A 20,116-nucleotide genomic window follows, 5' to 3' on the forward strand; every position below is an offset into this window, starting at 1 on the left:
CGGACACTGCACGGATTTCTAAATCAAGTATTTTATAATCGCAGTCCGGGCAATGGTATTCGATCATTTACTATCCGCCCATTCATCAAAGCTATAGGCGTAATCAACGCTTTCAATGAAACCGATCTCCTTCGCCTTCTGACGGATTTTCATACATCCTTCATAGCTGTAAGCCCATATTTCTTTATCATCTCTCAGCTCGCCGCATTTCCCTGTTATGATGAATTTTCTAAAGCTTGACCAGTTGCCACATGTTGCCCCCATGCGAAAAGCCGTTTGCACGACCGTATCCCAATTCATACGGGTAAACATCATCCCCCGTGTAATCATCAACGAAGAACAATTTTTTCTTAAACCTGAAATACGCTGTCCGATTCTTTGACTTACAGTAGAAAATACATCTATTAATGCTTGCGATAAGCTTGATCAAATCGTTTATGTCGTTCATTCTTTTCAATTGCTCTGCTGTAGGCATCTCGTAGCCTCCTGATCCATAATCGCTTTAAAAATTGGGTAAATCTGTTGAGGCACAACCGCGTTGCCTAATCCTTTAATTCTGTCCACCCGATCGGGAACCCCATGAGCCACTCGACCCACGTCGGGTTCAGCTGACCAGCATTGCCCGCCGTCATCTGTTTCCGTTCCTGTTCCGAAATAACTCCCTTTTCCTGTAGTTCGATCATCGTTTGAAATGATCCGGTGCCGCCGCACATCCCTTTGGTTCTCGGAGTGGGCCACATTACAGCATCGTTTAGGTTCAGACTCCATCCCTGCTCCGCCTTCCTGTGTGCGCGTTTTGAATTGGGCTTGTCCCCCGATCTGTGATCCCTTGATTGCGGGGTCGGAAAAAACTGAACATACCTCCCCAGGCCTATTGAACCGTCTGTTCCGTTGCCTGTCCTCTTCCGCAACGTTCCTGATGAGTTGATTGTGAAATTGTCGTTCTTCCCTATTATTTTGCCTGTTGTGCCGTCCGAAGCTGTCGGAGTAGGCAACAACGAAAGTTCGATCTCTTCGATGTTTGGCGTCGACGGCACAAGCCGGTATAATAAACGATTGCCCTTTGTAACCCGCACTTTCCAAGTCAAATAGCGTGCGGTCGAGTTCCATGTTTGCGAAGTTAGCAACGTTTTCACCAACAACCCAAGTGGGTCTGAGCTCTTTGATGATCCTAAACATTTCCGGCCAGAGGTCGCGGTCATCTTCCGTGCCTCTTCGCTTCCCGGCAATACTGTAAGGCTGGCAAGGGAATCCCCTGAAATAATGTCAATTGTTCCATCTGGTTCAATCACTCCTTTTTCTTCTAAAAGCTGTTTATTCAAGGTGCATACATCATCGAAGATGGGAACGTCCGGGAAATTTTTATTTAATACCTTCTGACAAAAGGGTTCACGCTCACAGAACGCAACTGTCTCAATGCCAGCCCATTCAGCCGCAAGAGCAATCCCTCCAATGCCGGCGAACAATTCAATACTTTTCATCCCGTCACCCCAACATTCCCGGCAGGACACAAACAGCGAAGAAGAAAAGCCCCACGCATGCCCCGACAAGCCAGATATTTGTTTTATCCCGTTTAGCGATAATGGTATGGTCGCCGATCATTTTTAGATCGTCAGACCGAGCGACCAGCGTCGGGATGTAGTCCGGGTGAACCTTTAAAAGCTCGGCCGCCTGCTCGACGGTCATCGCTTCGTCCTTCGTGGCCTTCACGTTCCGCTGAAGTTCTACTTGTAATGGCATCATTCTGCTGCACCCTCCAATTCGTTTTGGGCAACTGTTATCGCGAAACTCATATTAGTAATGATCTTTTCTAATGCCTGTTTGTATCGTTTTCTATCCCCGCTTAGATGCTGAATGTCCTTTTGTGCCTGTCGGAATTGATGAACGGTTACTTCCTGCTGAAGCTTGTTTTCCTCGATGATTTCCTGCTGCTTAACAGTCAGTTCAGCTTGCTCAATAAGCCAAGCAATTTCCTTCTGAGGAATGTATGTCAGTTTTTTCAGACGTTCAATTCTCTCTTTCATGCCCGTTCCTCCCCAGCAAGGGAAACCCCTGCTATTTGAATTTATGGCCGATCTCGTAATCACAACGAGCCAGGCCGCCTTTTATTGTTTGAATGATTGTTTTACCGTGTTCCGGGGCGTCCATTAGATGAGCAGTCCCTTCAGTGCCATCTAAAACGATGATACGGACTTTCCCCGGCTCGATGCTTTGCTGAATAGTTGTTTCATGATTTTTTATTTCTGTTGGCTTGTTCACTCTAGCCGCCCCCTGTGCTATGATAGAAGTACCAGTTCATATCAGAGCATCGGGGCTTCGGCTTCGGTGCTTTTTTACGTTTTACGACGGAAGCCGCATCGTTAAGCCGGCAGATGGCTTTAATTCCTCACGGTAGATGATTGGATGCTTTTCGATGTAAGCCGCCAACTCCTCCGGCGTCATTTTCCATTCTTCAACCGGTCCTGGCTTGTATGGATTGATTTTTTCTTGTATAGCTATAACCTTCTGAACCTCCAAGCTTTTTGCAATCCGCTCCCATCCGGCTGGCGCATCGTTTGTATTCGGAACAGAGCGTCATGCAGGCCATGAGCTTATCTTCTTCCTGCACCCACAACGGCCGATCGTCTGCGATTACCACGTTTTACAGTGGTCTTCCCCGCCTTTCTTTTGAGTTTTTTCAGCTCGTCCAGCTCAATGAAGCCGAGTGCCTTATCCAACGCCAGCACCTTGAGTGGCGTCTCGTAAAGCCGCTCATACAGCTTGCGTTTGATGGCAAATTCCTTCGTTTCCATGCCCTTAATGTCGATGACTTCAACGCTGCCATCAAGGTTATGAATCTCAAAGTCTGCAATATATTCAATCTTCCGAAAAGTTTTGCCGTTCTTTTTGAATGCCTCTTGAAGTAGGAACCGTGGCTGCAGCTTAAAATCTTTGATCTGCTTGCTCACCTTGAGCCATTTCAATTGCTCATAGTATTTGGCTTCGGCCCGGCTGTCGAACGTGATGCCGTCTACCTGTGTTTTTCTGGCGCCGTATTTATTGGCTGACATGTGATGCCTCCAAAAGCTCAGGATTTTGATAGACTGTTCCGAGAAATTCAGAATCGGGCCCGCAATCACCAAGAGACTCATAATGCCCGTTAGTATATTCTCCGTAAAATGCGGCCAAATCATTGTCGTAAACAACCTTAAATATTCTCCCCAAAGCGTCTTTTCGAATGTCTCCCTCCCAAATCTCCTGCCTGGCCTCGCTTTTGTCCTTCAATCCGGTGTATTGCATCAAATAAAAGGGTTCATCATCTGGATTTTGGCTTAAAGAAGCAACGCGTCCATCAGATGACTTTGTAAAATCTACACGGCCTATCCAACAAAACGGACTTTCAAAATCCGGTTCAAATTCATTTTCAAACTCTTCGTCTACAATTCCGTGTGTATAGCCGCTTCTATCTTGTGCAATTTCGCTCACTCTGAACATGTGCTGATATTTATTACTCCAAGCCCGAAACTTAATCTCTCTCATTCTTCCGCCTCCATATCTCTGACTATTTCCTTATCGGCCCGTTCCCGCGTGCCGTCGTTACCTACCGTCAATTTGTTCCCAGTGCTGAATCTGCTTTTCCTTGTACGGCGCTGTGAGGATGAGGGCCGGTAGCAGGATAACAGCTTTAAGCACTGTGCATCAGCTCCATTTGTTTGATTTTTTCCTCAAGCACCCTTATTGCCGGGGTAAGGTCCTGGCCGACCGTTTGCTCGGCGGGCCCGAACAGATACATGCCGCCGGACACCATAACGTTTGTTTTCTCTTTCATAACAATCTCCTATTCGTATAGTGATTGGAGCAGTAGATCATTTTCCTGCTTGGCTTTTTTGCTCCTGATCTTTTCATCGGGCATACGAATTGGAAAGGTCATTTTCTCAATCCGGCTGCTGATACGCCCTTCAGGATATTTAAGGTCTAATTCATCAATGCTCAGGTTACTTGTGAAGATGGTCGGTTTCTTATTTTGCAGTCTGTAATCAAGAATGCGTGTGAACGTTTCCTCAACCCAATCGCTGACTTTTTCAACGCCTATATCATCCAGGATGGCAAGGTCAGCCGTTTTAACAGCCTCTATAATGTCCGAGCTCTTCACCTTTGACTCTCCATCAAAGGTTTTTTTGATTTCACCGATTAGATCAGCAGTTGACGAATAAAGAATCTTCATAGGGCTTTCCGGCTTATCATGCATTTTTATGATGGCCTTTAGGATACTTGCAGCAAGCCGTGTTTTCCCGCTGCCCTTCTCATGACTGTGGAAATAAAGCCCTTTTCCTTGCTCGCGCATCATATCGAATTTAAGCACATAGTTTTTTGAAGCCCTTTTGGCATTGGCTGCCCGCTCTTTAGAAATGTCCTGATCGTAAACATCAATTTCAAAAGAGTTTAATGTGACATCCTTAAACTCTTCCGGCAGCCGGGCGCCGATCAATTTATTTTCTAGTGCCTTAACGGCTTTGCAACGGCACTCTTTCATAAACTCAGTATTTTCTTTGTGATCCTTCACCCATATGAGCCCTGAGCCGTCGCATTGTTTATGAATGCAGTTTTCCTCAGAAATCACAGTGAGTGTCTCGTATCTTTCCTGAGAGGCCCTTTTCACGGGCAAGCGCTTCGAGTCTTTCAACTTCTGCGCTAGATGTGGATTGGCTTTCTCCAACTGCTTTAGGGCGGTTGCTAAACTGTTCATGATTTCCTCGTCCTCCCCGGTTCATTAATTTCATAAGCCCTTGCCGCGCTTTATGATCACTCGTTCCGCGTAGGATACCGAGTGTATACGCCTCTTTACGGTCGTCGTATTTCTCAGCATGTTCCCACATAGCGTAATGGAGCTGATCGACGCTGTACTTGCTCATTTTTTCTATATGATTTGCAAGCAACTTGGCGGAAATTTTGCAATGCGAACGTGTAAGCCGGATGCAGTCAAGATATTGAACAAGTATGCCTTTTTTGATGCCTTTCGGAAGCGCGCCCATTTTAATAACCATGTCAGCGAATTTTTCAATTTCTTTTTCACTCGCCAGATTCATATTTTTTAATTCTGCTGCACTTAATGCGTCCTTTAGTGTGTCTTCGTTGCTGATCTGTTGCGGCATTAAGTGATCAGCGTAATCAGGAATGTTTTTGAATTTACCTTGGTCTTGCATGTCCTCACCCTTTTTTTGTTCTTGTTCCGAATCCCCGGTTTCCACTGGCGGAAATGAATCTGCTTTCTTTCCGTAATTCTTTATGTTTTGAAGCTTCTCATAATCAACAATCGTGATAATAGTTGCTTTGTTCTGCTTCATTCGTCTTGTTTTGATCAATCCTGCTGTCTCAAGTTTGCCGAGAGAGTACCGCATTTTTTTAAGATCAATAGATAGGTCCCTCGCAAGCTCCGCCACATTAATCATTGCTTCACCTGTTTTTAATGATCCAACGGGAGCGAAAACGGCCTCTTCGAGCAAACACATATAAAGAATCTTTTCGCGCCTATTTGCAAACTGCTGGCGGGGCTGAATAACATACCCCATGCCTTGCATTTCCAAGCCGCTCACCTACTTCCTTTCACACAGTGCTGTCATGCCGCTGATGCGGACTAAACGCCAGCCCGGTTCATTTGTTCGGATATAACCCTGAACATAATCACGGAACAGTTGCGCCCGGTTAGGCGTCCCTTCTGTCATCCACTTGTAACAGAAGGGTATGCTAACCTCAATCAAATGGCAGGTCATTTTCGCTAATGTCTACAGGCTTACCGTCAAAGAGATCGACATCCTGCGCGCTTGGCTTTTCTTCCTGCTGTTCAGTTTCACTCAGAAATTGATTTCCGCCTAAATCTAAAACATTTTCGTCATATACTGACTGGGCTTCTGCTGTTATATCCTTTCTGATCGTCTCGTCTTGAGCAACTTGTTGCTGAATCTCAATACTTATCGGTAGATACTTCCACATACGGCGGATTACGGTTTTCTTAGCCATTTCTTCATAGTCTGTTTTCCATGGTCCGTTATCACTTGCTTTACTTCGTTTTCGTGTTTTTTCTATATCATCTTTGCTGAAAACCTCGAATTGATAGCCACCATCTTTAAAGTGAGCTACTGCGTAAACGTGGGTTATCGCTCCTCTTTGTCCGGTAGCCGGCTTATGAACCAGCTTAGGATGCAAGCCCAGTTCGTAGTCGAATTCATCTGTTTCATAAACGGCATGAGCATAAATACTTTCGATATGTCCCGATCGTCTTGCAAGGTCAATCATTCCTTTGTAACCGATGATGAATTGTACATCTCTTCTTTTTTCTTTGTTATTCCAAAAAGGAACAAAATAACAATGACCGATAAGCCCGGGTTCCAATCCTAATTGAGCTGACTGCATTACAGCCCCGAGCAGCGAAGGGATAGTGCATTCTAATAAAGCCGGATTGGTCCGAATTGTCGTTAAAGCAATACGCGCTAGTCGATCAGGTTTCACGTGATCTGGCAAAGCTTTTTGAATCTCAGGCGCCATCTTTTCAAGGTAGGCTGTTATGGTTTGCGCTGGAGTAGGCGGCCTTTCGGCGGGGGCTCCACTTGCTTTGTTTTGTAGTTTGCTTTTAACATCATCGTTTTTAGCCATTGTCTTTTAACTCCTTTACATTGAATCTTCTATGAGTCGATACTTTATTGAACTTTTCAAAGAGTTCAGGGTGTTCAGCAGCAAATGCTTTCGAGTCAAACCGATTTGTCGTGACGGTTTTCCAAGTAACAAGAGCTTTTTCCGCACTTCCTACCTCATGCTCCCCGAGCATCCCTTTCAGTTTGTGTTCAGCTTCTTTTAGCCTTTCTGTTGCTTCTTTCACCTCAGCCTTAGCTGATTTGTATTGATCAATAAGCTCATTTGCCGCAAGAGGAAGCTCTGTTTCATCCTCGAACCCTACAGGGTACAGCTGCGTTAAAAGCTCCGCAGAAGCCTCAGAACCATCAAACATAGGCGGTATTTCATTCTCGACATGGTTTTTCCAGAAGTCTTGTTCAATTTTAATCAGATATGCAATGAGCTCTTCGTCTCGCTCAATCTTTTTATAAACCAATTTATTTCCGCCGATCAGGACAGCTATCCACCAAGCGTTTAAGCCGGTGACTGCCATATAATGCTGGCATTGAACCAGATACGCGTCCGGCACTTCTTCGCCGTCCCATTCACCTTTCAGGTATTCTGAAGCTGTTTTACATTCAAGTCCTGCTCGTTCGCCGACTATTAATCTATCAACGTTCGCAAGCATAAACGGGTAATCAGGATGCTGTAAGATTGCCTTCCGCCGCCGGACCTTTTTGCCAGTCCGCTTTGAAAATTCCCGGGCAACAGTTTCTTCGTGAATATGCCCCCAGTATGCCGCCTCACTGGTTATATGCTCCTGGGGTGACTGCCCAAGCTTGTCCAAATAAACTGATATTGGCGTTTTCCACTTACTTAGGCCAGCAATTGCCGCAGCATCGGAACCCCCAATCCCCGCACGCCGCGCCTCAAGCCATTGCTCTTCTGTCATGTTGTCTGTAGGTCTATAAACTTTTGCAAGCATCAGAGCAGCCCCACCTTTCTTTTGTACGCTTCTGCGCCAAGCTGCTGCCATTCTCGGTATGCATCCATTGACGGGAAAGAAAATACGGGTTTGCCTTTACTGAACATGATTGAGCCGCCGACTTTCCTCAAACGCTTCTGATCGTCCGCTCGGTCACTGAAAGATGCTGTTATTCGTTTAGCCATGTGTAAAACCTCCATTGTCTTTTATGAGGTGATTTGGTATAATAAAGGAACTAATCTTTACCAAAAGACCTTTTGAAGTCCACTTTGCCGAGTGGGCTTTTTTATTGCTCATTTTTAAATTCAAAACCAAGATGCTCCTTCAAGTACCGCTCAAGGTTTTCCCGCAAGATGACTTCCCCTTCAGCACTATCTATCACGTAATCATCGAAAGCCGTTACTTCATCCCCAAAGAAATCCTTTTGCATTTCCGGCTCAGTCAGCTTGTCATGCCAGTTGTTAAGAACCATCGGATTTTCAACGTTCATCCCAAACACCTTCTTATCACTGTCAAATTAATTCCACGCTGTTGCATTTTTACTGCTGTGTCATACAGCTGCCCTTTATTCGCCAGTCGGCTGATATCCTCTGTAATAACCTTGATGCTTCCTGCCAGACTGATAGCTTCTTCGTAATCGCCATCCCGTAACGCCTCCGAAAGCATAATAGAGAGCTCTTCCGCTGACTGAATTTTTCTTTTTGCTGAATCTACATCCGATTTAAGAAACTGATTGATTTTCATACCAGAACCGCCTGCCTTCCCTCTTGTTTTGCCATTGCAACCTGACTCATTAGCGCTTTGCGCGTCCACCTGTCAGCCAGGTCCTTCATGTTCAGGCCATGACTACGGGCCAGCGAATATATCAGCGTTTTGTTTGCAGGAATCAGATCAAAAATCTGTTTAATATCAGCCATTGGCAGTTCCTCCGCCTGTCGGCCCGGTCTATCATTTGCCAGCCAGCGCGCTAGATGCTGTGTTGCTTGCAATGCTTCTTCAAGCTGGTGAACCATATTAATTACCGCCGCACTGGCGCTCTCGTTTAGTGCTGGATCAATTGGCGCTGCCGCTGTCGGATGCAGCCGGAAAAGGTAATGTACGAGATCAATATGTTCGTATGCGCCGCACGCTTCAAACCACTTGATACACAATTCAGGTGTTAAAGGAAAAACACCGTTCTCAACGTTGGAAATAAACGATTGATTTCTTTTTCCAATGATCTTCCCCATCTGGTACTGTGACAGCTTGGCCCTTTGCCGCTCAATTTTAAGAAGGGTGGATAAATTGTCCATATTGTATGGATTGTTCGACATATGTTCGCCCCCTGATATATTTAGTTTTCGATGTTAAAATTTAATTAATGAAGGAACTTGAAAGGCTTTAGGAAACCTTTCGAGGAATCCAATTTTCTATATATTTGATTGCGGATAACAGCTCCCGGCGCTTTATGTCTTTCTAGCTTGCAACGCCGAACCGGTCTTTTATCTCACGGTGTATTTCTCTGAAAAGCCTGGCCGCTTCTGTCTTACCTTCCGTAATGCTATAAACCCGGCGCGCGACTACTTTTTGAAAACGGCGCTGTTCTCCGGAATCCAATGTGATTTGCTCGTCCACTTTTTGACTGAGCTCATCAAGCTGTTTTTCATGATCGGACAACACATTTTGCATTTTTCGTTGTTGTTCTGCTGTTGCTAAAGTGAGTTTCAGCGATTCGATTCGCTGTTCATCTTCAGATAAAACTCTTGGGCCGCCGTACTGGCCTGTTTGGCGTAATGTTGGTAACACGTCATCAAACACCCATGATTCGAACTGAGTTGCGGCGGGAAGCCTTGATTTCACAATTAGCCGATACAAATTTCCTTCGGTGATAAATTTTTTCTGTTGTGTCCGATCCATTGAATCGGTGACCTCGTGAAACGCGACCCCACTCTCCAAGCAATGTTTTGATATGGCATCATGTGGATTTGCGTAGCCGAGTGCCTCAGCCACTTCAGTTGCGCCGAAATAGTCTTTGTTGTTAATTCGAATGATTGACAGTTCACCAAACTGCTGATGGGAGAAGTTTTGTAGTTGATTCATGTTGTTATGGCCTCCTTTGCTTGTCCACCAAAAAAAGGTGAAGCTGAAATTTTACGCGTTTAACTTCAAGTCTTTTTAGAAGTGAAATACGGTTCCAGAGCTTTACGGAAGCATTCTTCTCTGTCCATTGTTCCGTAATACTCTTTGCCGATTTTGATGTTTGTTGTTTTAGTCTTTGTTTGTTTAGCCATTGCACTCACCTCACGACAGTGTATTCATGTTGGACAGATGGACTACCCAAGGAATTAAGCAGAATATGTTTTTGAAATACACAATTCGTGACACTCATCCTCAAAAAAATATATCCAGCTGAAATTAAGCACGCCTGCAATTCCTTTTGCAACTAGCGGTGTTGGGTTACGCGCTCCGGATTCAATCATTGCATATGTTGTCCGAGCGATATTTGCTTTTTCTGCAACTTCTTTTTGTGTCAATTCGGCTTCTTGTCTAATCTTTTGTAACCAGTGACGTTTATTTTTATTTCTCACTTAATCACCTCCGTGTCACACATCGTGTATCCATATAATAATACACATATCGTGACTTGTAAAGTGTTGATTACACGTTTTGCGAAATAAAGTTTATTTGTCACAATCTGTGACGTTATAATAATCAGGAAAGGAGCGTTTATTATGCTTGGTGTGCGATTAAAAGAACTCCGCAAGTCAAAGAGCTTAGTACTTAATAGAGAAATTAAGCAAGAAGAAGTGGCTAAAAATATAGGAGTGGGCAGGACAACTTATGCTATGTATGAACAGGATAAGCGCCAGCCTGATTACGAAACCTTGATTAAGCTCGCTGATTATTATGAGGTTACAACAGATTACCTTCTTAGAGACGAGCCCCGAGAAATGAAAAAGAAAGCTTTTGAAGATGAGGCTCGGAAGATTTTAGAGGACCCTGACACATTAATTGCCGCTGCTGATGGTAAGATCACTGATTCGATCCTAAAAGCAGCACAGAAGATAATTGCGCAGCAATTAGAGGCAGGCCGCAAGCCGGGGGATATTCGCAACAACAAATATAAGCCGGACAAGCCAACTGATGAAAGTTGATTTTTTTTTGGTCTGTAGTGACACAAATAATTACATAATTTCATCACCTTGATAAACCGATCTTTTGTTTATCAAAAAACGACGTCTTTGTTATTTTAGTTATCTTGAGTTATTTAGTTATCTAATAGAAGAAACCCAACAAAAACGAATGGAAACTAATGTAATCCAATCCGTGTCCCAATGTTAAATATTACAAGCGTATAAACCTACGTTTATCAAGGGTTCGCGAAATATCCCGTATCCCAATCGTGTCCCTCCCGTGTCCCAATGGTATACCAGAGTTGTACCAAAAAAATCAGAGGAAAATACGGTATTAAATCGCATTGAAAAGCGCTTATATAGAGATAAAGTTGCAGCTTTTATACAGAGAAAACAATAAAAATTTCGGCTTCTGCCGATATAAATAAAGTGTATTCATTTCTACAAAAAGGGGAAAATTGCTTTGAAAAAATGGTTGTTAGGTATTGGGGCTTTAACATTAAGTTTTTCTTTAGCTGCATGCAATTCTGACTCAACATCTTCTAAAGGGGATGACTCTTCGAGCAAAACAAAGTCACTTTCTTTAGAAGAACAGTTAAAAAAAGATGCAAAGTCATATGATTACGCTCAAGTTAATAGCGCCGGAATAAAAAAGGGCACCAAGATTGTTATTGAAGGTGACGTAACATATGCAGATAACGTGGATGATGACGGGAAGACAGTTTCAAAAAATGTAGCGTTCACTGTGAGCAAAAACAGTGATGGTTCAGAGGCTTATACTGTCAGCAATAAAAGCTCTGACAAATTCAAACTGCAAGATACTGTGAAAATCTATGGTACATACGAGGGTCGTGAATCAGGCACGTCCATGCCTAAAGTCAAAGCCGTTGTAGTGGAAAAAGTCGATAAGAAAAAAGAGCAAGCAAAAAAAGACGCTGCAATTAGAGACAAATTCCAAAAAACAGGCGAAGGCGATATTGAAGGATTAGGGCATGTAAAGACTATTGGCATCGGATATAGCGATGAAGTAGGTATTGACGGAAAAGACACACCGCTGAAGCCTGTTAAAATGGGTGATATGAAACTGTATATCGAAAGCGTCAGAGTGTTGGAGATTACGCCAACGGAAGACGCCAAGTCCCTTTATTTTAATGATCAAGACAAGGTACGATCAGTTGTAATGGAATTGAAGGCTGAAAACACTTCTTCAAAGGATATTACATTCCATCCGAATCAATCTGTCATCGTAACAAATACAGGCGAACAAGTCGAGACTGATATGGGCTTAATGGGCGAAGTAGGCGGAGACTTTTTAGGAAAAGTAAAGAAAGAAGATCAGACATGGTGGGTTTTAAAGGATAAATCAAAGGATATTAAAAATATAAAAATGGTTATTCCGGCTCCGACCGATTCCAAAACATTTGATGAGCTCGGAACAGAAAAAAGGATCGATTTCAACATTCTTAGCTTTGAGGATGCGAAGAAAAAAGATGAAAAATAAAAAATGCCCTCTTGCGGGGGCTTTTCTTTTTCACTTAAAATAGAACATACGTTTGCAATTTAATTTTCAATAGGCTTTTAGTCACGTTTACCATAGGAAGATTGTACACATTTTAATTTCCACAATTTAAGGGGGCGTTCATCTTGGTATACACACAAAGTCATCTGGAAGATTGGATTGAAAGGCTTTATAGAGAAATAAACATTCTCCATCCATATGACATTAATTTTGATCATATCGCTCATGCGCTGGATATTTTAATCGTATACAATCCGGTAACAAGTTTTGCGCTGCGCTTTAATGGAATGTTCACCATCTCTTTAGATTCACGAAAGTCCAGAAAAGAACAATGGCTTGATTTTTCTCATGAGGTCTGCCACGAGTTAAGACATGTAAATAACGATAAGATCATGCCGATTTATTGGAAGGAATATTTAGAGTGTCAGGCGAATTATTTTGCATATCATTTCTGCATTCCTACATTCATGCTTCGGCAAATTGAAATCCCTCATAACCAATACTTCGCGGCGCAGGTCATTGCCGACCTATTCAAAGTGCCTGAATCATTTGCCTATCTCCGCTTAAATATGTACTTAAACAAAGCCAGGCTGATCATATAAAAAGAGCCTTAAAATTATAGATAGGAACTTTTGTCTGCTTTCTTGGAGGATATAAATCAAAAGTGCATAGCAATAAAAATATAATCAAAAACGATATTATTTTATCGTAAAGCGATAAAAAATGTGTTAAAGTCATTTTATCATTAAAACAAGGTGAGGTGCTTTTTTTGAAAAAAGCTACGACATTCTTTTTAAAGTTAGCTGTTATTCTTATCGGAATCCCCGTTCTTGCATTTTGTATATTTTCAGCTCCTAAAATCGGGGATTTTGCTGGAGACTTGTATCCAGAATTGGCTTATATGAAATCTCTCATTTTAATCCTGTTGTATGGGGCGGCTGTGCCTTTTTACTTTGCACTCTATCAGGCTTTCAACCTTTTGCGGTACATTGACCAGAACACAGCATTCTCGGAACTATCCGTAAAGGCGTTAAAGAACATAAAATGCTGTGCAATTACAATAAGTATTTGGTATGTATTTGGTTTGCCACTCTTTCATTTTATAGGGAAGAAAGTCGACCCTCCTATTGGATTCGTGGGACTCATCATCATTTTTGCTTCGTTGGTTATCGCCATTTTTGCTGCTGTTCTTCAAAGACTTTTACAAGAAGCGATTAATATAAAATCAGAAAATGATTTAACGGTCTGAGGTGGAAGATATGGCAATTATTATTAATATTGATGTGATGTTAGCAAAAAGAAAAATGAGCGTAACCGAGCTTTCGGAGAGGGTTGGAATTACTATGGCGAATCTCTCCATTCTAAAAAATGGAAAAGCAAAAGCGATTCGCTTTTCAACATTAGAAGCGATATGTAAAACTTTGGACTGTCAGCCAGGTGATGTTTTAGAGTATAAAAGCGACAAGACCACTCAATAAAAATACAACAAGCTTATTTAACTAACGGTATGCTTTAGTTGAAGAAGACAATAAAATTGGACCACTCATATTAGACATATCTAAAATGTGTGGTCCTTTTAATATCAACAATTTCACTTATCTTACCTAAATATAATAAGTTTCAGGCTCTTTGTTTGCAACAGGTATGCATCTCATTTGAAATGTGATTCCGTACAGTTTTTTCACTGATAAATAGCTCGCTTGCAATTTCCTTTGTTGTCTTGTCTTGAACGAGCAATTCGAATACTTCTCTTTCTCTTTTGGTCAGCAGCGGCTTTGATTGAAAATCTTTCTCCTTCAAGTATTGTAACCCTCCTTGCTAAGGTGAGAGCGAATCTGAAACGAATGGGTTTATATAGTCAAGATATCATATGTAAAGGGCGCTTCGGAGGTGACGTCTCTTAGAGAAATAGTTATCCGTTCAGGCGAGCAGAATGCCTTTCTCCCGCTCCGTCCAGCTGACCGCTTTGCCGCTTTTCTTCGACACTTGAACCATAACGACGGAACCTGTAAAGCACGGCAGGCCCGACTCATTTTCTCCAAGGTAATGAAGGGTGACGGACGCATTTCCGGCAGCGCTTGCTTTCACATAAATCCGCAGATTTTCATACGGCATCACCTGACGCATATAGTCGCACTGCTGGCTTGCGACGACCGTCATCGTTTCCGAGTTTTGCGCCGTTATGCCTCGCTGTTTGAAATAAGCGATCCGCGCTTCTTCAAAATAGATGAAAGGGGTTACATTATTCATATGGCCGAACATATCCGTTTCTGAAAAACGAACCGATACTTCAGTAAAGAAAGAAAACGACTGTCTCCATTCTTCAAACGGGATATCAATATATTGCGGCTGTTTCATCACCTTCAGCTCCTTATAAAAAAACCTCTCCCGTGCGGAAGAGGCTCTTTTTCTCTTTCTTATACTCTGTCGCTTCCGAAGAAATTACGGAATGCTTGTAAATTGGTATCTCTGTTCAAAGCGGCGATTGAAGTCGTAAGCGGAATGCCTTTCGGGCAGGATTGAACACAGTTTTGTGAATTCCCGCAATCTCCGAGGCCGCCGTCTGTCATTAACGCTTCTAAACGTTCTGCTTTGTTCATCGCGCCCGTAGGATGGGCGTTAAACAGACGGACTTGCGACATCGGGGCAGGCCCCATGAATTTCGACTTGCTGTTGACGTTCGGGCAGGCTTCGAGGCAGACGCCGCATGTCATGCATTTAGATAATTCATATGCCCACTGGCGGCGTTTTTCCGGCATTCTCGGCCCCGGCCCCAAATCGTAAGTTCCGTCAATCGGCACCCATGCTTTCACTTTTTTCAGTGAATCAAACATTCTGCTGCGGTCAACCTGAAGGTCACGGACAACCGGGAATGTTTTCATCGGCTTCAGACGGATCGGCTGTTCCAGCTTATCAATCAGCGCCGTACATGACTGGCGCGGTCTCCCGTTGATGACCATGGAGCAGGCGCCGCATACTTCTTCAAGACAGTTCATGTCCCATGCGACCGGAGTGGTTTTCTCTCCTTTTGCATTCACGGGATTTCTGCGGATTTCCATCAGGGCGGAAATCACGTTCAGATTCGGGCGGTAATTGATTTCGAATTCTTCATCGTATGGCGCGCTTTCGGGCGTATCCTGACGTGTAATGATAAACCGTATCTTTTTCTCACTCATGATTATTTCGCCACCTTCTTCTTCGAGTAGTCGCGTTTACGGGGCGCAATCAGTGATACATCGACATCCTGATATTCAAATTCCGGAGCTTCAAACGGACCGGCATGTTTAGCCATCGTCGTTTTGAGCCACTCATCGTCATTTCTTTCAGGGAAATCCGGTTTATAGTGCGCTCCCCGGCTTTCATTTCGGTTATATGCGCCGAGCGTGATGACTCTGGCAAGCTGAAGCATATTGGAGAACTGGCGGGTGAACATCGCGCCTTGGTTGCTCCATTTTGTCGTATCGTTGATATTGATTTTCTTAAAGCGTTCCATCAGCTCTTGGATCTTGTCATCCGTTTTCAAAAGCTTGTCGTTGTGGCGGACCACCGTGACGTTGGCCGTCATCCATTCTCCGAGCTCACGGTGAAGCACGTAGGCATTTTCGTCGCCGTCCATCTTCATGATATCGGCCCATTTTTCTTCTTCTTTTTTCACATAGGAATCAAATAATGAAGAAGACAGGTCTTCCGCTGATGTTTCAAGTCCGGAAACATATTTCACCGCATTCGGTCCGGCCACCATTCCTCCGTAGATGGCGGAAAGCAGAGAGTTCGCCCCTAAACGGTTTCCCCCGTGCATTGAATAATCACATTCACCCGCTGCGAACAGTCCGCGGATGCTTGTCATCTGATCATAATCAACCCACAGTCCGCCCATTGAATAGTGAACGGCAGGGAAAATTTTCATCGGAAGCTTGCGCGGGTCATCGCCCATGAATTTTTCATAGATTTCGATAATGCCGCCAAGCTTAACGTCAAGCTCTTTCGGATCTTTGTGCGACAGATCGAGATACACCATGTTTTCTCCGTTGATGCCGAGTTTCTGATTCACGCACACGTCAAAGATTTCACGTGTCGCAATATCCCGCGGCACGAGGTTTCCGTAAGCCGGATATTTTTCCTCAAGGAAGTACCAAGGTTTTCCGTCTTTATACGTCCAGACTCTTCCGCCCTCGCCGCGCGCCGATTCACTCATCAGACGCAGTTTATCGTCCCCCGGGATTGCTGTCGGGTGAATTTGGATAAATTCGCCGTTTGCATAATAAGCGCCCTGCTGATAGACGATTGATGCGGCAGATCCCGTGTTGATCATGCTGTTTGTTGATTTTCCGAATACGATTCCGGGACCTCCCGTCGCCATAATAACGGCGTCAGAACGGAATGACTCGATTTGCATATTGGTCAGATTTTGGGCTACGATACCGCGGCACGTGCGCTCATCGTCAAGAACGGCGCCGAGGAATTCCCAGCCTTCATATTTTGTGACGAGACCCGCCACTTCATATCTGCGCACCTGCTCGTCCAGTGCGTAAAGAAGCTGCTGACCCGTCGTCGCTCCCGCGTATGCGGTTCTGTGATGCTGTGTACCCCCGAAACGGCGGAAGTCCAAGAGCCCTTCCGGCGTTCTGTTAAACATAACCCCCATGCGGTCCAATAAGTGGATAATGGACGGCGCCGCTTCACACATCGCTTTTACAGGAGGCTGGTTTGCCAAAAAGTCGCCTCCGTATACCGTGTCATCAAAATGCTCAAACGGAGAGTCTCCTTCCCCTTTTGTGTTGACAGCTCCGTTTATCCCGCCCTGCGCGCAGACCGAGTGAGAGCGTTTGACCGGAACGATGGAAAACAATTTAACGGCCGTGCCTGATTCCGCTGCTTTAATTGTCGCCATGAGGCCGGCAAGACCCCCGCCGACTACGATAATGCTTGATTGACTCATGATAGCCCCTCTCCCTCTAGTAATCTAGTTCTCTTACACAAACGCAAAAATCGCTTTTAAACCTACGTATGAAAGCGCTAAAAATATAATCAGCGTCACGTAAGTCGAAATTCTTTGAGAACGCGGCGTGACCGTGATCCCCCATGTGACCGCAAAAGACCATAAGCCGTTTGAAAAGTGAAAAATGACCGATAAAACGCCTACAATGTAAAAACCGAGCATAAACGGCGAGCTCAAAATATTCGCCATCATATCGAAGTTGACTTCAGCGCCCATCTGCGCGGCAATCCGCGTCTGCCACACATGCCAGCTGACGAAAATAAGGGTGAGAATACCAGTGACACGCTGAAGCACAAACATCCAGTTTCTGAAATAACTGTAGTGGCCAGCGTTGTTTTTCGCAGTAAATGCTATGTACACACCGTAAACCGCATGATAAATTAAAGGTAAGAAAATAATAAAAATTTCTAACGCATACCTGAACGGCAGACTGTCCATAAAGCCGGCCGCCTTGTTAAACGCATCCGCTCCCCTTGCGGCAAATTGGTTGACGACTAAATGCTGGATCAAAAAGATGCCGACCGGAATAACACCGAGCAAGGAATGCAATCTTCGAAAATAAAACTCTCTGTTCCCAGACATTACTTTACCCCCTGTTTGATTTAAGTGCGAAATGTACTAAAATCTCTGCCCCCACTTCGTTTCAATTGTAAGCACTTTATTAAAATTTATTGACAATTTCATTTTACTCCTCCCTCAAAAGGGCGTCAAGAAAACGTGTACATAAATTATAATTTTCGGAATTGATTATCTGGAGGGAAAATTTTATTTTCCTGCGATATCTTTCTCACATTTTTTCGCGTGTTTTATAGGATCATCCTGTAATCCTCCCCCCTGTTTAAGCTATAATAAACGAAGGAGAGAGGGGAATACATAATATGAAGAATAATTATGAAGCAGCTTTAGAACCTTTAACTGAACTCGGCGTCAGCGCATACGGCTACGAATTAATCCGGGAAATCGTGCTTCCGGATATCCTCGGCCCGGAGCATTCATCGATGATGTATTGGGCGGGAAAACGCCTCGCCCGCAAATTTCCTCTTCAATCGTGGGAAGAAATCCCCGCCTTTTTTGAAAAAGCCGGCTGGGGAACTTTGACAAACGCAGGATCAAAAAAACAAGAACTGGAATTTGAACTGGAAGGACCGCTTGTATCCAGCAGGCTCAAACATCAGAAAGAGCCTTGTTTCCAGCTTGAAGCCGGTTTTATAGCCGAACAGATTCAATTGATGAACGATCAGATTGCAGAATCTTATGAACAGGTAAAAAAGAGAGCGGATAAAGTCGTCCTGACTGTAAAATGGGATATGAAGGACCCTGTATAATTGAAAAAAGGCGGTGACTCCAAGTCCCGCCTTTTTGCCTGCCCGTTTACACGGCAGACGGCTGTTTAGAAAGCTCAAACGCATCATGAAGCGCTTCGACCGCTTTCACCATATCATTTTCGCTGACAACCGCTGATACTTTTATTTCAGATGTGCTCACCATTTTGACTTGTACATTTTTTTCCGCCAGTACGGCAAACATGTCCGCGGCGACGCCGGGATTTGAAACCATGCCCGACCCGACAATAGAGACTTTCGCCAGTTTTCTTTCGGTTTCAATTTTTTCATAGTCAAGCGCGTTTTTATATTCTTCAAGCACGGCGACCGTTTGCGCGGCATCTTCCGTTTTCACTGAGAAAGAAATATCCGCTTCCCCATCGTCCGACTGTGTCTGAATAATAATGTCAACGTTGATGTTTCGTTTTGCCAGCGCGGTGAAGATTGTTGAAAGTGTTGTCAATCCGCTTGCAAGGCCTGTAACGGACACCCTCGTGATCTGGTCTTCAAATGCAATTCCTCTGACGATTAAATTCTGCTCCATTGATGATTCCTCCTCAATTAATGTTCCCGCTTCATGTTCCGTACTAGACCGCACTTCTAAAGGCACTTGGTAGTTTTTCGCGAACTCAACCGCCCGCGGGTGAAGAACACCCGCTCCCAGATTTGCAAGCTCCAGCATTTCATCATAAGAAATTCCCGCCAGTTTTCTCGCTGACCGGACATACCGCGGATCTGTCGTAAATACGCCCGGAACATCTGTATAAATGTCGCATTTATCCGCTTCCAGCGCTGCGGCAAGAGCGACCGCCGTCGTATCGGAACCGCCCCGTCCGAGCGTCGTGATGCCTCCGTCTTCCGTTACGCCCTGAAAACCGGCAACGACTGTAATCCTGCCTTCTGCAAGCTGCGAACGAATCGCCGTGATATCAATATCCGTAATTCTCGCATTGCCGTGAACGGCTTCCGTGCGGACACCCGCCTGCCAGCCCGTATAAGAGACGGCGTCATATCCTTTTTCCTGAAGCGCCATGGCCAAAAGCGAAATCGTGACCTGCTCTCCCGTAGACAAAAGCATATCCATCTCGCGTCTGCTTGGTTCAGATGTGATTTCAGCCGCGAGGTTAACGAGCGCGTCGGTTGATTTTCCCATTGCCGAAACGACGACTACGACATCATGGCCTTTTTGCTTTTCAGCAATGGCGCGATTTGCGGCATTTTGAATTTTTTCGGCAGAGCCGACGGAAGTGCCTCCGAATTTTTGTACGATAAGACCCATACTAGACCACCCTTTACATTTTGGTTCGTGCGGGTGAGGAGAAAAGAGCGTTTTGTCCACAATAAAAAAAGCAATGAGAGGAATAGCTCTCATTGCTTTTTCATATCATTACGATTGATTATGAACAACGAGATAGCCCTCCAAGAAAATGAATTCTTGACAGCCTTACATTTATTTAATGCAAGGCCAGCGAATCACACCGATGGGATGTGATACACTTCGGCGACACTCCCCTTTCAGCCTTTTTCGCAGAATCCATCATTCTCCAAAGGCTTACTATTGAAGTTCGCACCTCTATCTTCACCATATAA

General features: G+C 44.3%; 30 protein-coding genes, 2 pseudogenes and 1 riboswitch. Of the genes and pseudogenes, 6 read left to right on the forward strand and 26 right to left on the reverse strand.

Annotation, left to right across the window (positions count from 1 at the left end; genetic code table 11):
- Positions 1-63: 63 nt before the first annotated feature.
- From JNUCC21_RS14620 to JNUCC21_RS14715, 20 genes and pseudogenes are all read right to left on the reverse strand, one after another.
- Positions 64-475 (reverse strand): annotated as a pseudogene (locus tag JNUCC21_RS14620) (hypothetical protein).
- Positions 454-1,481 (reverse strand): annotated as a pseudogene (locus JNUCC21_RS14625) (DNA cytosine methyltransferase). The pseudogenes JNUCC21_RS14620 and JNUCC21_RS14625 overlap by 22 nt, the downstream one beginning before the upstream one ends.
- Positions 1,482-1,485: 4 nt before the next feature.
- Positions 1,486-1,743: a hypothetical protein gene (locus tag JNUCC21_RS14630; RefSeq protein WP_369878258.1), complete on the reverse strand. Its 258-nt coding sequence runs from the start codon at positions 1,741-1,743 to the stop codon at positions 1,486-1,488.
- Entirely contained in the window at positions 1,740-2,024 is a 285-nt protein-coding gene (locus tag JNUCC21_RS14635; protein ID WP_369878259.1) for a hypothetical protein, read from the reverse strand. Before JNUCC21_RS14635 ends, JNUCC21_RS14630 begins: the two co-directional genes overlap by 4 nt.
- A 31-nt stretch (positions 2,025-2,055) precedes the next feature.
- On the reverse strand, positions 2,056-2,259 hold the full coding sequence (locus JNUCC21_RS14640) for an XtrA/YqaO family protein (RefSeq protein ID WP_003155894.1): 204 nt from the start codon (positions 2,257-2,259) through the stop codon (positions 2,056-2,058).
- Positions 2,260-2,340: 81 nt separating this feature from the next.
- The gene (locus JNUCC21_RS14645) at positions 2,341-2,517 is read right to left on the reverse strand and encodes a hypothetical protein (protein ID WP_369878843.1); all 177 of its coding nucleotides are present in this window, start codon (positions 2,515-2,517) and stop codon (positions 2,341-2,343) included.
- Positions 2,518-2,591: 74 nt separating this feature from the next.
- Positions 2,592-3,050, reverse strand: coding sequence for a DUF1064 domain-containing protein (locus JNUCC21_RS14650; RefSeq protein ID WP_369878260.1), 459 nt, complete (start codon positions 3,048-3,050; stop codon positions 2,592-2,594).
- Positions 3,037-3,519 (reverse strand): YopX family protein, encoded by a 483-nt coding sequence (locus JNUCC21_RS14655; RefSeq protein WP_369878261.1) that lies wholly within the window; start codon positions 3,517-3,519, stop codon positions 3,037-3,039. Before JNUCC21_RS14655 ends, JNUCC21_RS14650 begins: the two co-directional genes overlap by 14 nt.
- Before the next feature lie 145 nt (positions 3,520-3,664).
- Positions 3,665-3,808 (reverse strand): hypothetical protein, encoded by a 144-nt coding sequence (locus tag JNUCC21_RS14660; protein ID WP_369878262.1) that lies wholly within the window; start codon positions 3,806-3,808, stop codon positions 3,665-3,667.
- Positions 3,809-3,817: 9 nt separating this feature from the next.
- Positions 3,818-4,600, reverse strand: coding sequence for an ATP-binding protein (locus JNUCC21_RS14665; protein WP_369878263.1), 783 nt, complete (start codon positions 4,598-4,600; stop codon positions 3,818-3,820).
- Entirely contained in the window at positions 4,590-5,564 is a 975-nt protein-coding gene (locus JNUCC21_RS14670) for a hypothetical protein (RefSeq protein ID WP_369878264.1), read from the reverse strand. The genes JNUCC21_RS14665 and JNUCC21_RS14670 overlap by 11 nt, the downstream gene beginning before the upstream one ends.
- A 166-nt stretch (positions 5,565-5,730) precedes the next feature.
- Positions 5,731-6,630 carry a recombination protein RecT gene (recT, locus tag JNUCC21_RS14675; RefSeq protein ID WP_369878265.1) on the reverse strand — a complete coding sequence of 300 codons (900 nt, stop codon included), beginning with the start codon at positions 6,628-6,630 and terminating at the stop codon, positions 5,731-5,733.
- Positions 6,623-7,573 (reverse strand): YqaJ viral recombinase family protein, encoded by a 951-nt coding sequence (locus tag JNUCC21_RS14680; RefSeq protein ID WP_369878266.1) that lies wholly within the window; start codon positions 7,571-7,573, stop codon positions 6,623-6,625. Before JNUCC21_RS14680 ends, recT begins: the two co-directional genes overlap by 8 nt.
- Positions 7,573-7,758 (reverse strand): hypothetical protein, encoded by a 186-nt coding sequence (locus tag JNUCC21_RS14685; protein WP_369878267.1) that lies wholly within the window; start codon positions 7,756-7,758, stop codon positions 7,573-7,575. Before JNUCC21_RS14685 ends, JNUCC21_RS14680 begins: the two co-directional genes overlap by 1 nt.
- A gap of 101 nt (positions 7,759-7,859) precedes the next feature.
- The gene (locus JNUCC21_RS14690; RefSeq protein WP_369878269.1) at positions 7,860-8,063 is read right to left on the reverse strand and encodes a hypothetical protein; all 204 of its coding nucleotides are present in this window, start codon (positions 8,061-8,063) and stop codon (positions 7,860-7,862) included.
- The gene (locus JNUCC21_RS14695) at positions 8,060-8,317 is read right to left on the reverse strand and encodes a YqaH family protein (protein ID WP_369878270.1); all 258 of its coding nucleotides are present in this window, start codon (positions 8,315-8,317) and stop codon (positions 8,060-8,062) included. The genes JNUCC21_RS14690 and JNUCC21_RS14695 overlap by 4 nt, the downstream gene beginning before the upstream one ends.
- Positions 8,314-8,886, reverse strand: coding sequence for a helix-turn-helix domain-containing protein (locus JNUCC21_RS14700; RefSeq protein ID WP_369878271.1), 573 nt, complete (start codon positions 8,884-8,886; stop codon positions 8,314-8,316). The genes JNUCC21_RS14695 and JNUCC21_RS14700 overlap by 4 nt, the downstream gene beginning before the upstream one ends.
- A gap of 142 nt (positions 8,887-9,028) precedes the next feature.
- The gene (locus tag JNUCC21_RS14705; RefSeq protein ID WP_369878272.1) at positions 9,029-9,652 is read right to left on the reverse strand and encodes a Bro-N domain-containing protein; all 624 of its coding nucleotides are present in this window, start codon (positions 9,650-9,652) and stop codon (positions 9,029-9,031) included.
- Positions 9,653-9,717: 65 nt separating this feature from the next.
- Positions 9,718-9,843: a hypothetical protein gene (locus tag JNUCC21_RS14710; protein ID WP_326365095.1), complete on the reverse strand. Its 126-nt coding sequence runs from the start codon at positions 9,841-9,843 to the stop codon at positions 9,718-9,720.
- A 54-nt stretch (positions 9,844-9,897) separates the two neighbouring features.
- The gene (locus JNUCC21_RS14715; protein ID WP_369878273.1) at positions 9,898-10,140 is read right to left on the reverse strand and encodes a helix-turn-helix transcriptional regulator; all 243 of its coding nucleotides are present in this window, start codon (positions 10,138-10,140) and stop codon (positions 9,898-9,900) included.
- A gap of 144 nt (positions 10,141-10,284) precedes the next feature.
- Between JNUCC21_RS14715 and JNUCC21_RS14720 the strand changes: the two genes are divergently transcribed.
- The 5 genes from JNUCC21_RS14720 (at position 10,285) to JNUCC21_RS14740 (ending at position 13,683) form a co-directional block, all read left to right on the forward strand.
- Entirely contained in the window at positions 10,285-10,707 is a 423-nt protein-coding gene (locus JNUCC21_RS14720) for a helix-turn-helix domain-containing protein (protein ID WP_369878274.1), read from the forward strand.
- Positions 10,708-11,149: 442 nt separating this feature from the next.
- Positions 11,150-12,187: a hypothetical protein gene (locus tag JNUCC21_RS14725; RefSeq protein ID WP_369878275.1), complete on the forward strand. Its 1,038-nt coding sequence runs from the start codon at positions 11,150-11,152 to the stop codon at positions 12,185-12,187.
- 143 nt (positions 12,188-12,330) lie between these two features.
- Positions 12,331-12,807 carry an ImmA/IrrE family metallo-endopeptidase gene (locus JNUCC21_RS14730; RefSeq protein ID WP_071347872.1) on the forward strand — a complete coding sequence of 159 codons (477 nt, stop codon included), beginning with the start codon at positions 12,331-12,333 and terminating at the stop codon, positions 12,805-12,807.
- Positions 12,808-12,974: 167 nt separating this feature from the next.
- Positions 12,975-13,454 (forward strand): DUF2975 domain-containing protein, encoded by a 480-nt coding sequence (locus JNUCC21_RS14735; protein ID WP_071347871.1) that lies wholly within the window; start codon positions 12,975-12,977, stop codon positions 13,452-13,454.
- 10 nt (positions 13,455-13,464) lie between these two features.
- A complete protein-coding gene (locus JNUCC21_RS14740) occupies positions 13,465-13,683 on the forward strand; it encodes a helix-turn-helix domain-containing protein (RefSeq protein WP_369878276.1) in 219 nt (72 codons plus the stop codon).
- Positions 13,684-13,825: 142 nt separating this feature from the next.
- Here the strand turns inward: JNUCC21_RS14740 and JNUCC21_RS14745 are convergent, their stop codons facing one another.
- The 5 genes from JNUCC21_RS14745 to sdhC form a co-directional block, all read right to left on the reverse strand.
- Entirely contained in the window at positions 13,826-14,005 is a 180-nt protein-coding gene (locus JNUCC21_RS14745) for a LuxR C-terminal-related transcriptional regulator (RefSeq protein ID WP_016938666.1), read from the reverse strand.
- Between the two features lie 120 nt (positions 14,006-14,125).
- Entirely contained in the window at positions 14,126-14,563 is a 438-nt protein-coding gene (locus JNUCC21_RS14750) for a thioesterase family protein (RefSeq protein ID WP_012118126.1), read from the reverse strand.
- 59 nt (positions 14,564-14,622) lie between these two features.
- On the reverse strand, positions 14,623-15,381 hold the full coding sequence (gene sdhB, locus JNUCC21_RS14755) for a succinate dehydrogenase iron-sulfur subunit (RefSeq protein WP_003152575.1): 759 nt from the start codon (positions 15,379-15,381) through the stop codon (positions 14,623-14,625).
- Between the two features lie 2 nt (positions 15,382-15,383).
- Complete coding sequence (gene sdhA / locus JNUCC21_RS14760) at positions 15,384-17,144, reverse strand: succinate dehydrogenase flavoprotein subunit (protein WP_003152573.1); 1,761 nt, start codon at positions 17,142-17,144, stop codon at positions 15,384-15,386.
- Between the two features lie 33 nt (positions 17,145-17,177).
- Positions 17,178-17,786: a succinate dehydrogenase cytochrome B558 gene (gene sdhC, locus JNUCC21_RS14765; protein WP_003152571.1), complete on the reverse strand. Its 609-nt coding sequence runs from the start codon at positions 17,784-17,786 to the stop codon at positions 17,178-17,180.
- Between the two features lie 296 nt (positions 17,787-18,082).
- Here sdhC and JNUCC21_RS14770 point away from each other — a divergent pair, with 296 nt between their 5' ends.
- A complete protein-coding gene (locus JNUCC21_RS14770) occupies positions 18,083-18,529 on the forward strand; it encodes a YslB family protein (RefSeq protein ID WP_063094611.1) in 447 nt (148 codons plus the stop codon).
- 46 nt (positions 18,530-18,575) lie between these two features.
- Here the strand turns inward: JNUCC21_RS14770 and JNUCC21_RS14775 are convergent, their stop codons facing one another.
- Positions 18,576-19,805: an aspartate kinase gene (locus JNUCC21_RS14775; RefSeq protein WP_025285071.1), complete on the reverse strand. Its 1,230-nt coding sequence runs from the start codon at positions 19,803-19,805 to the stop codon at positions 18,576-18,578.
- A 125-nt stretch (positions 19,806-19,930) separates the two neighbouring features.
- A riboswitch (Lysine riboswitch) is annotated at positions 19,931-20,110 on the reverse strand.
- Positions 20,111-20,116 lie beyond the last annotated feature (6 nt).

Source organism: Bacillus sp. JNUCC-21, assembly GCF_041222765.1.
Classification (GTDB): Bacteria; Bacillota; Bacilli; order Bacillales; family Bacillaceae; genus Bacillus; species Bacillus velezensis.

Coding starts and splice junctions, on each gene's coding strand:
- JNUCC21_RS14630 (WP_369878258.1), bottom strand. CDS start 1,743: ATGATGCCATTACAAGTAGAACTTCAGCGGAACGTGAAGGCCACGAAG.
- JNUCC21_RS14635 (WP_369878259.1), bottom strand. CDS start 2,024: ATGAAAGAGAGAATTGAACGTCTGAAAAAACTGACATACATTCCTCAG.
- JNUCC21_RS14650 (WP_369878260.1), bottom strand. CDS start 3,050: ATGTCAGCCAATAAATACGGCGCCAGAAAAACACAGGTAGACGGCATC.
- JNUCC21_RS14655 (WP_369878261.1), bottom strand. CDS start 3,519: ATGAGAGAGATTAAGTTTCGGGCTTGGAGTAATAAATATCAGCACATG.
- JNUCC21_RS14660 (WP_369878262.1), bottom strand. CDS start 3,808: ATGAAAGAGAAAACAAACGTTATGGTGTCCGGCGGCATGTATCTGTTC.
- recT (WP_369878265.1), bottom strand. CDS start 6,630: ATGGCTAAAAACGATGATGTTAAAAGCAAACTACAAAACAAAGCAAGT.
- JNUCC21_RS14680 (WP_369878266.1), bottom strand. CDS start 7,573: ATGCTTGCAAAAGTTTATAGACCTACAGACAACATGACAGAAGAGCAA.
- JNUCC21_RS14685 (WP_369878267.1), bottom strand. CDS start 7,758: ATGGCTAAACGAATAACAGCATCTTTCAGTGACCGAGCGGACGATCAG.
- JNUCC21_RS14690 (WP_369878269.1), bottom strand. CDS start 8,063: ATGAACGTTGAAAATCCGATGGTTCTTAACAACTGGCATGACAAGCTG.
- JNUCC21_RS14695 (WP_369878270.1), bottom strand. CDS start 8,317: ATGAAAATCAATCAGTTTCTTAAATCGGATGTAGATTCAGCAAAAAGA.
- JNUCC21_RS14700 (WP_369878271.1), bottom strand. CDS start 8,886: ATGTCGAACAATCCATACAATATGGACAATTTATCCACCCTTCTTAAA.
- JNUCC21_RS14705 (WP_369878272.1), bottom strand. CDS start 9,652: ATGAATCAACTACAAAACTTCTCCCATCAGCAGTTTGGTGAACTGTCA.
- JNUCC21_RS14710 (WP_326365095.1), bottom strand. CDS start 9,843: ATGGCTAAACAAACAAAGACTAAAACAACAAACATCAAAATCGGCAAA.
- JNUCC21_RS14720 (WP_369878274.1), top strand. CDS start 10,285: ATGCTTGGTGTGCGATTAAAAGAACTCCGCAAGTCAAAGAGCTTAGTA.
- JNUCC21_RS14740 (WP_369878276.1), top strand. CDS start 13,465: ATGGCAATTATTATTAATATTGATGTGATGTTAGCAAAAAGAAAAATG.
- JNUCC21_RS14750 (WP_012118126.1), bottom strand. CDS start 14,563: ATGAAACAGCCGCAATATATTGATATCCCGTTTGAAGAATGGAGACAG.
- sdhB (WP_003152575.1), bottom strand. CDS start 15,381: ATGAGTGAGAAAAAGATACGGTTTATCATTACACGTCAGGATACGCCC.
- sdhA (WP_003152573.1), bottom strand. CDS start 17,144: ATGAGTCAATCAAGCATTATCGTAGTCGGCGGGGGTCTTGCCGGCCTC.
- sdhC (WP_003152571.1), bottom strand. CDS start 17,786: ATGTCTGGGAACAGAGAGTTTTATTTTCGAAGATTGCATTCCTTGCTC.
- JNUCC21_RS14770 (WP_063094611.1), top strand. CDS start 18,083: ATGAAGAATAATTATGAAGCAGCTTTAGAACCTTTAACTGAACTCGGC.
- JNUCC21_RS14775 (WP_025285071.1), bottom strand. CDS start 19,805: ATGGGTCTTATCGTACAAAAATTCGGAGGCACTTCCGTCGGCTCTGCC.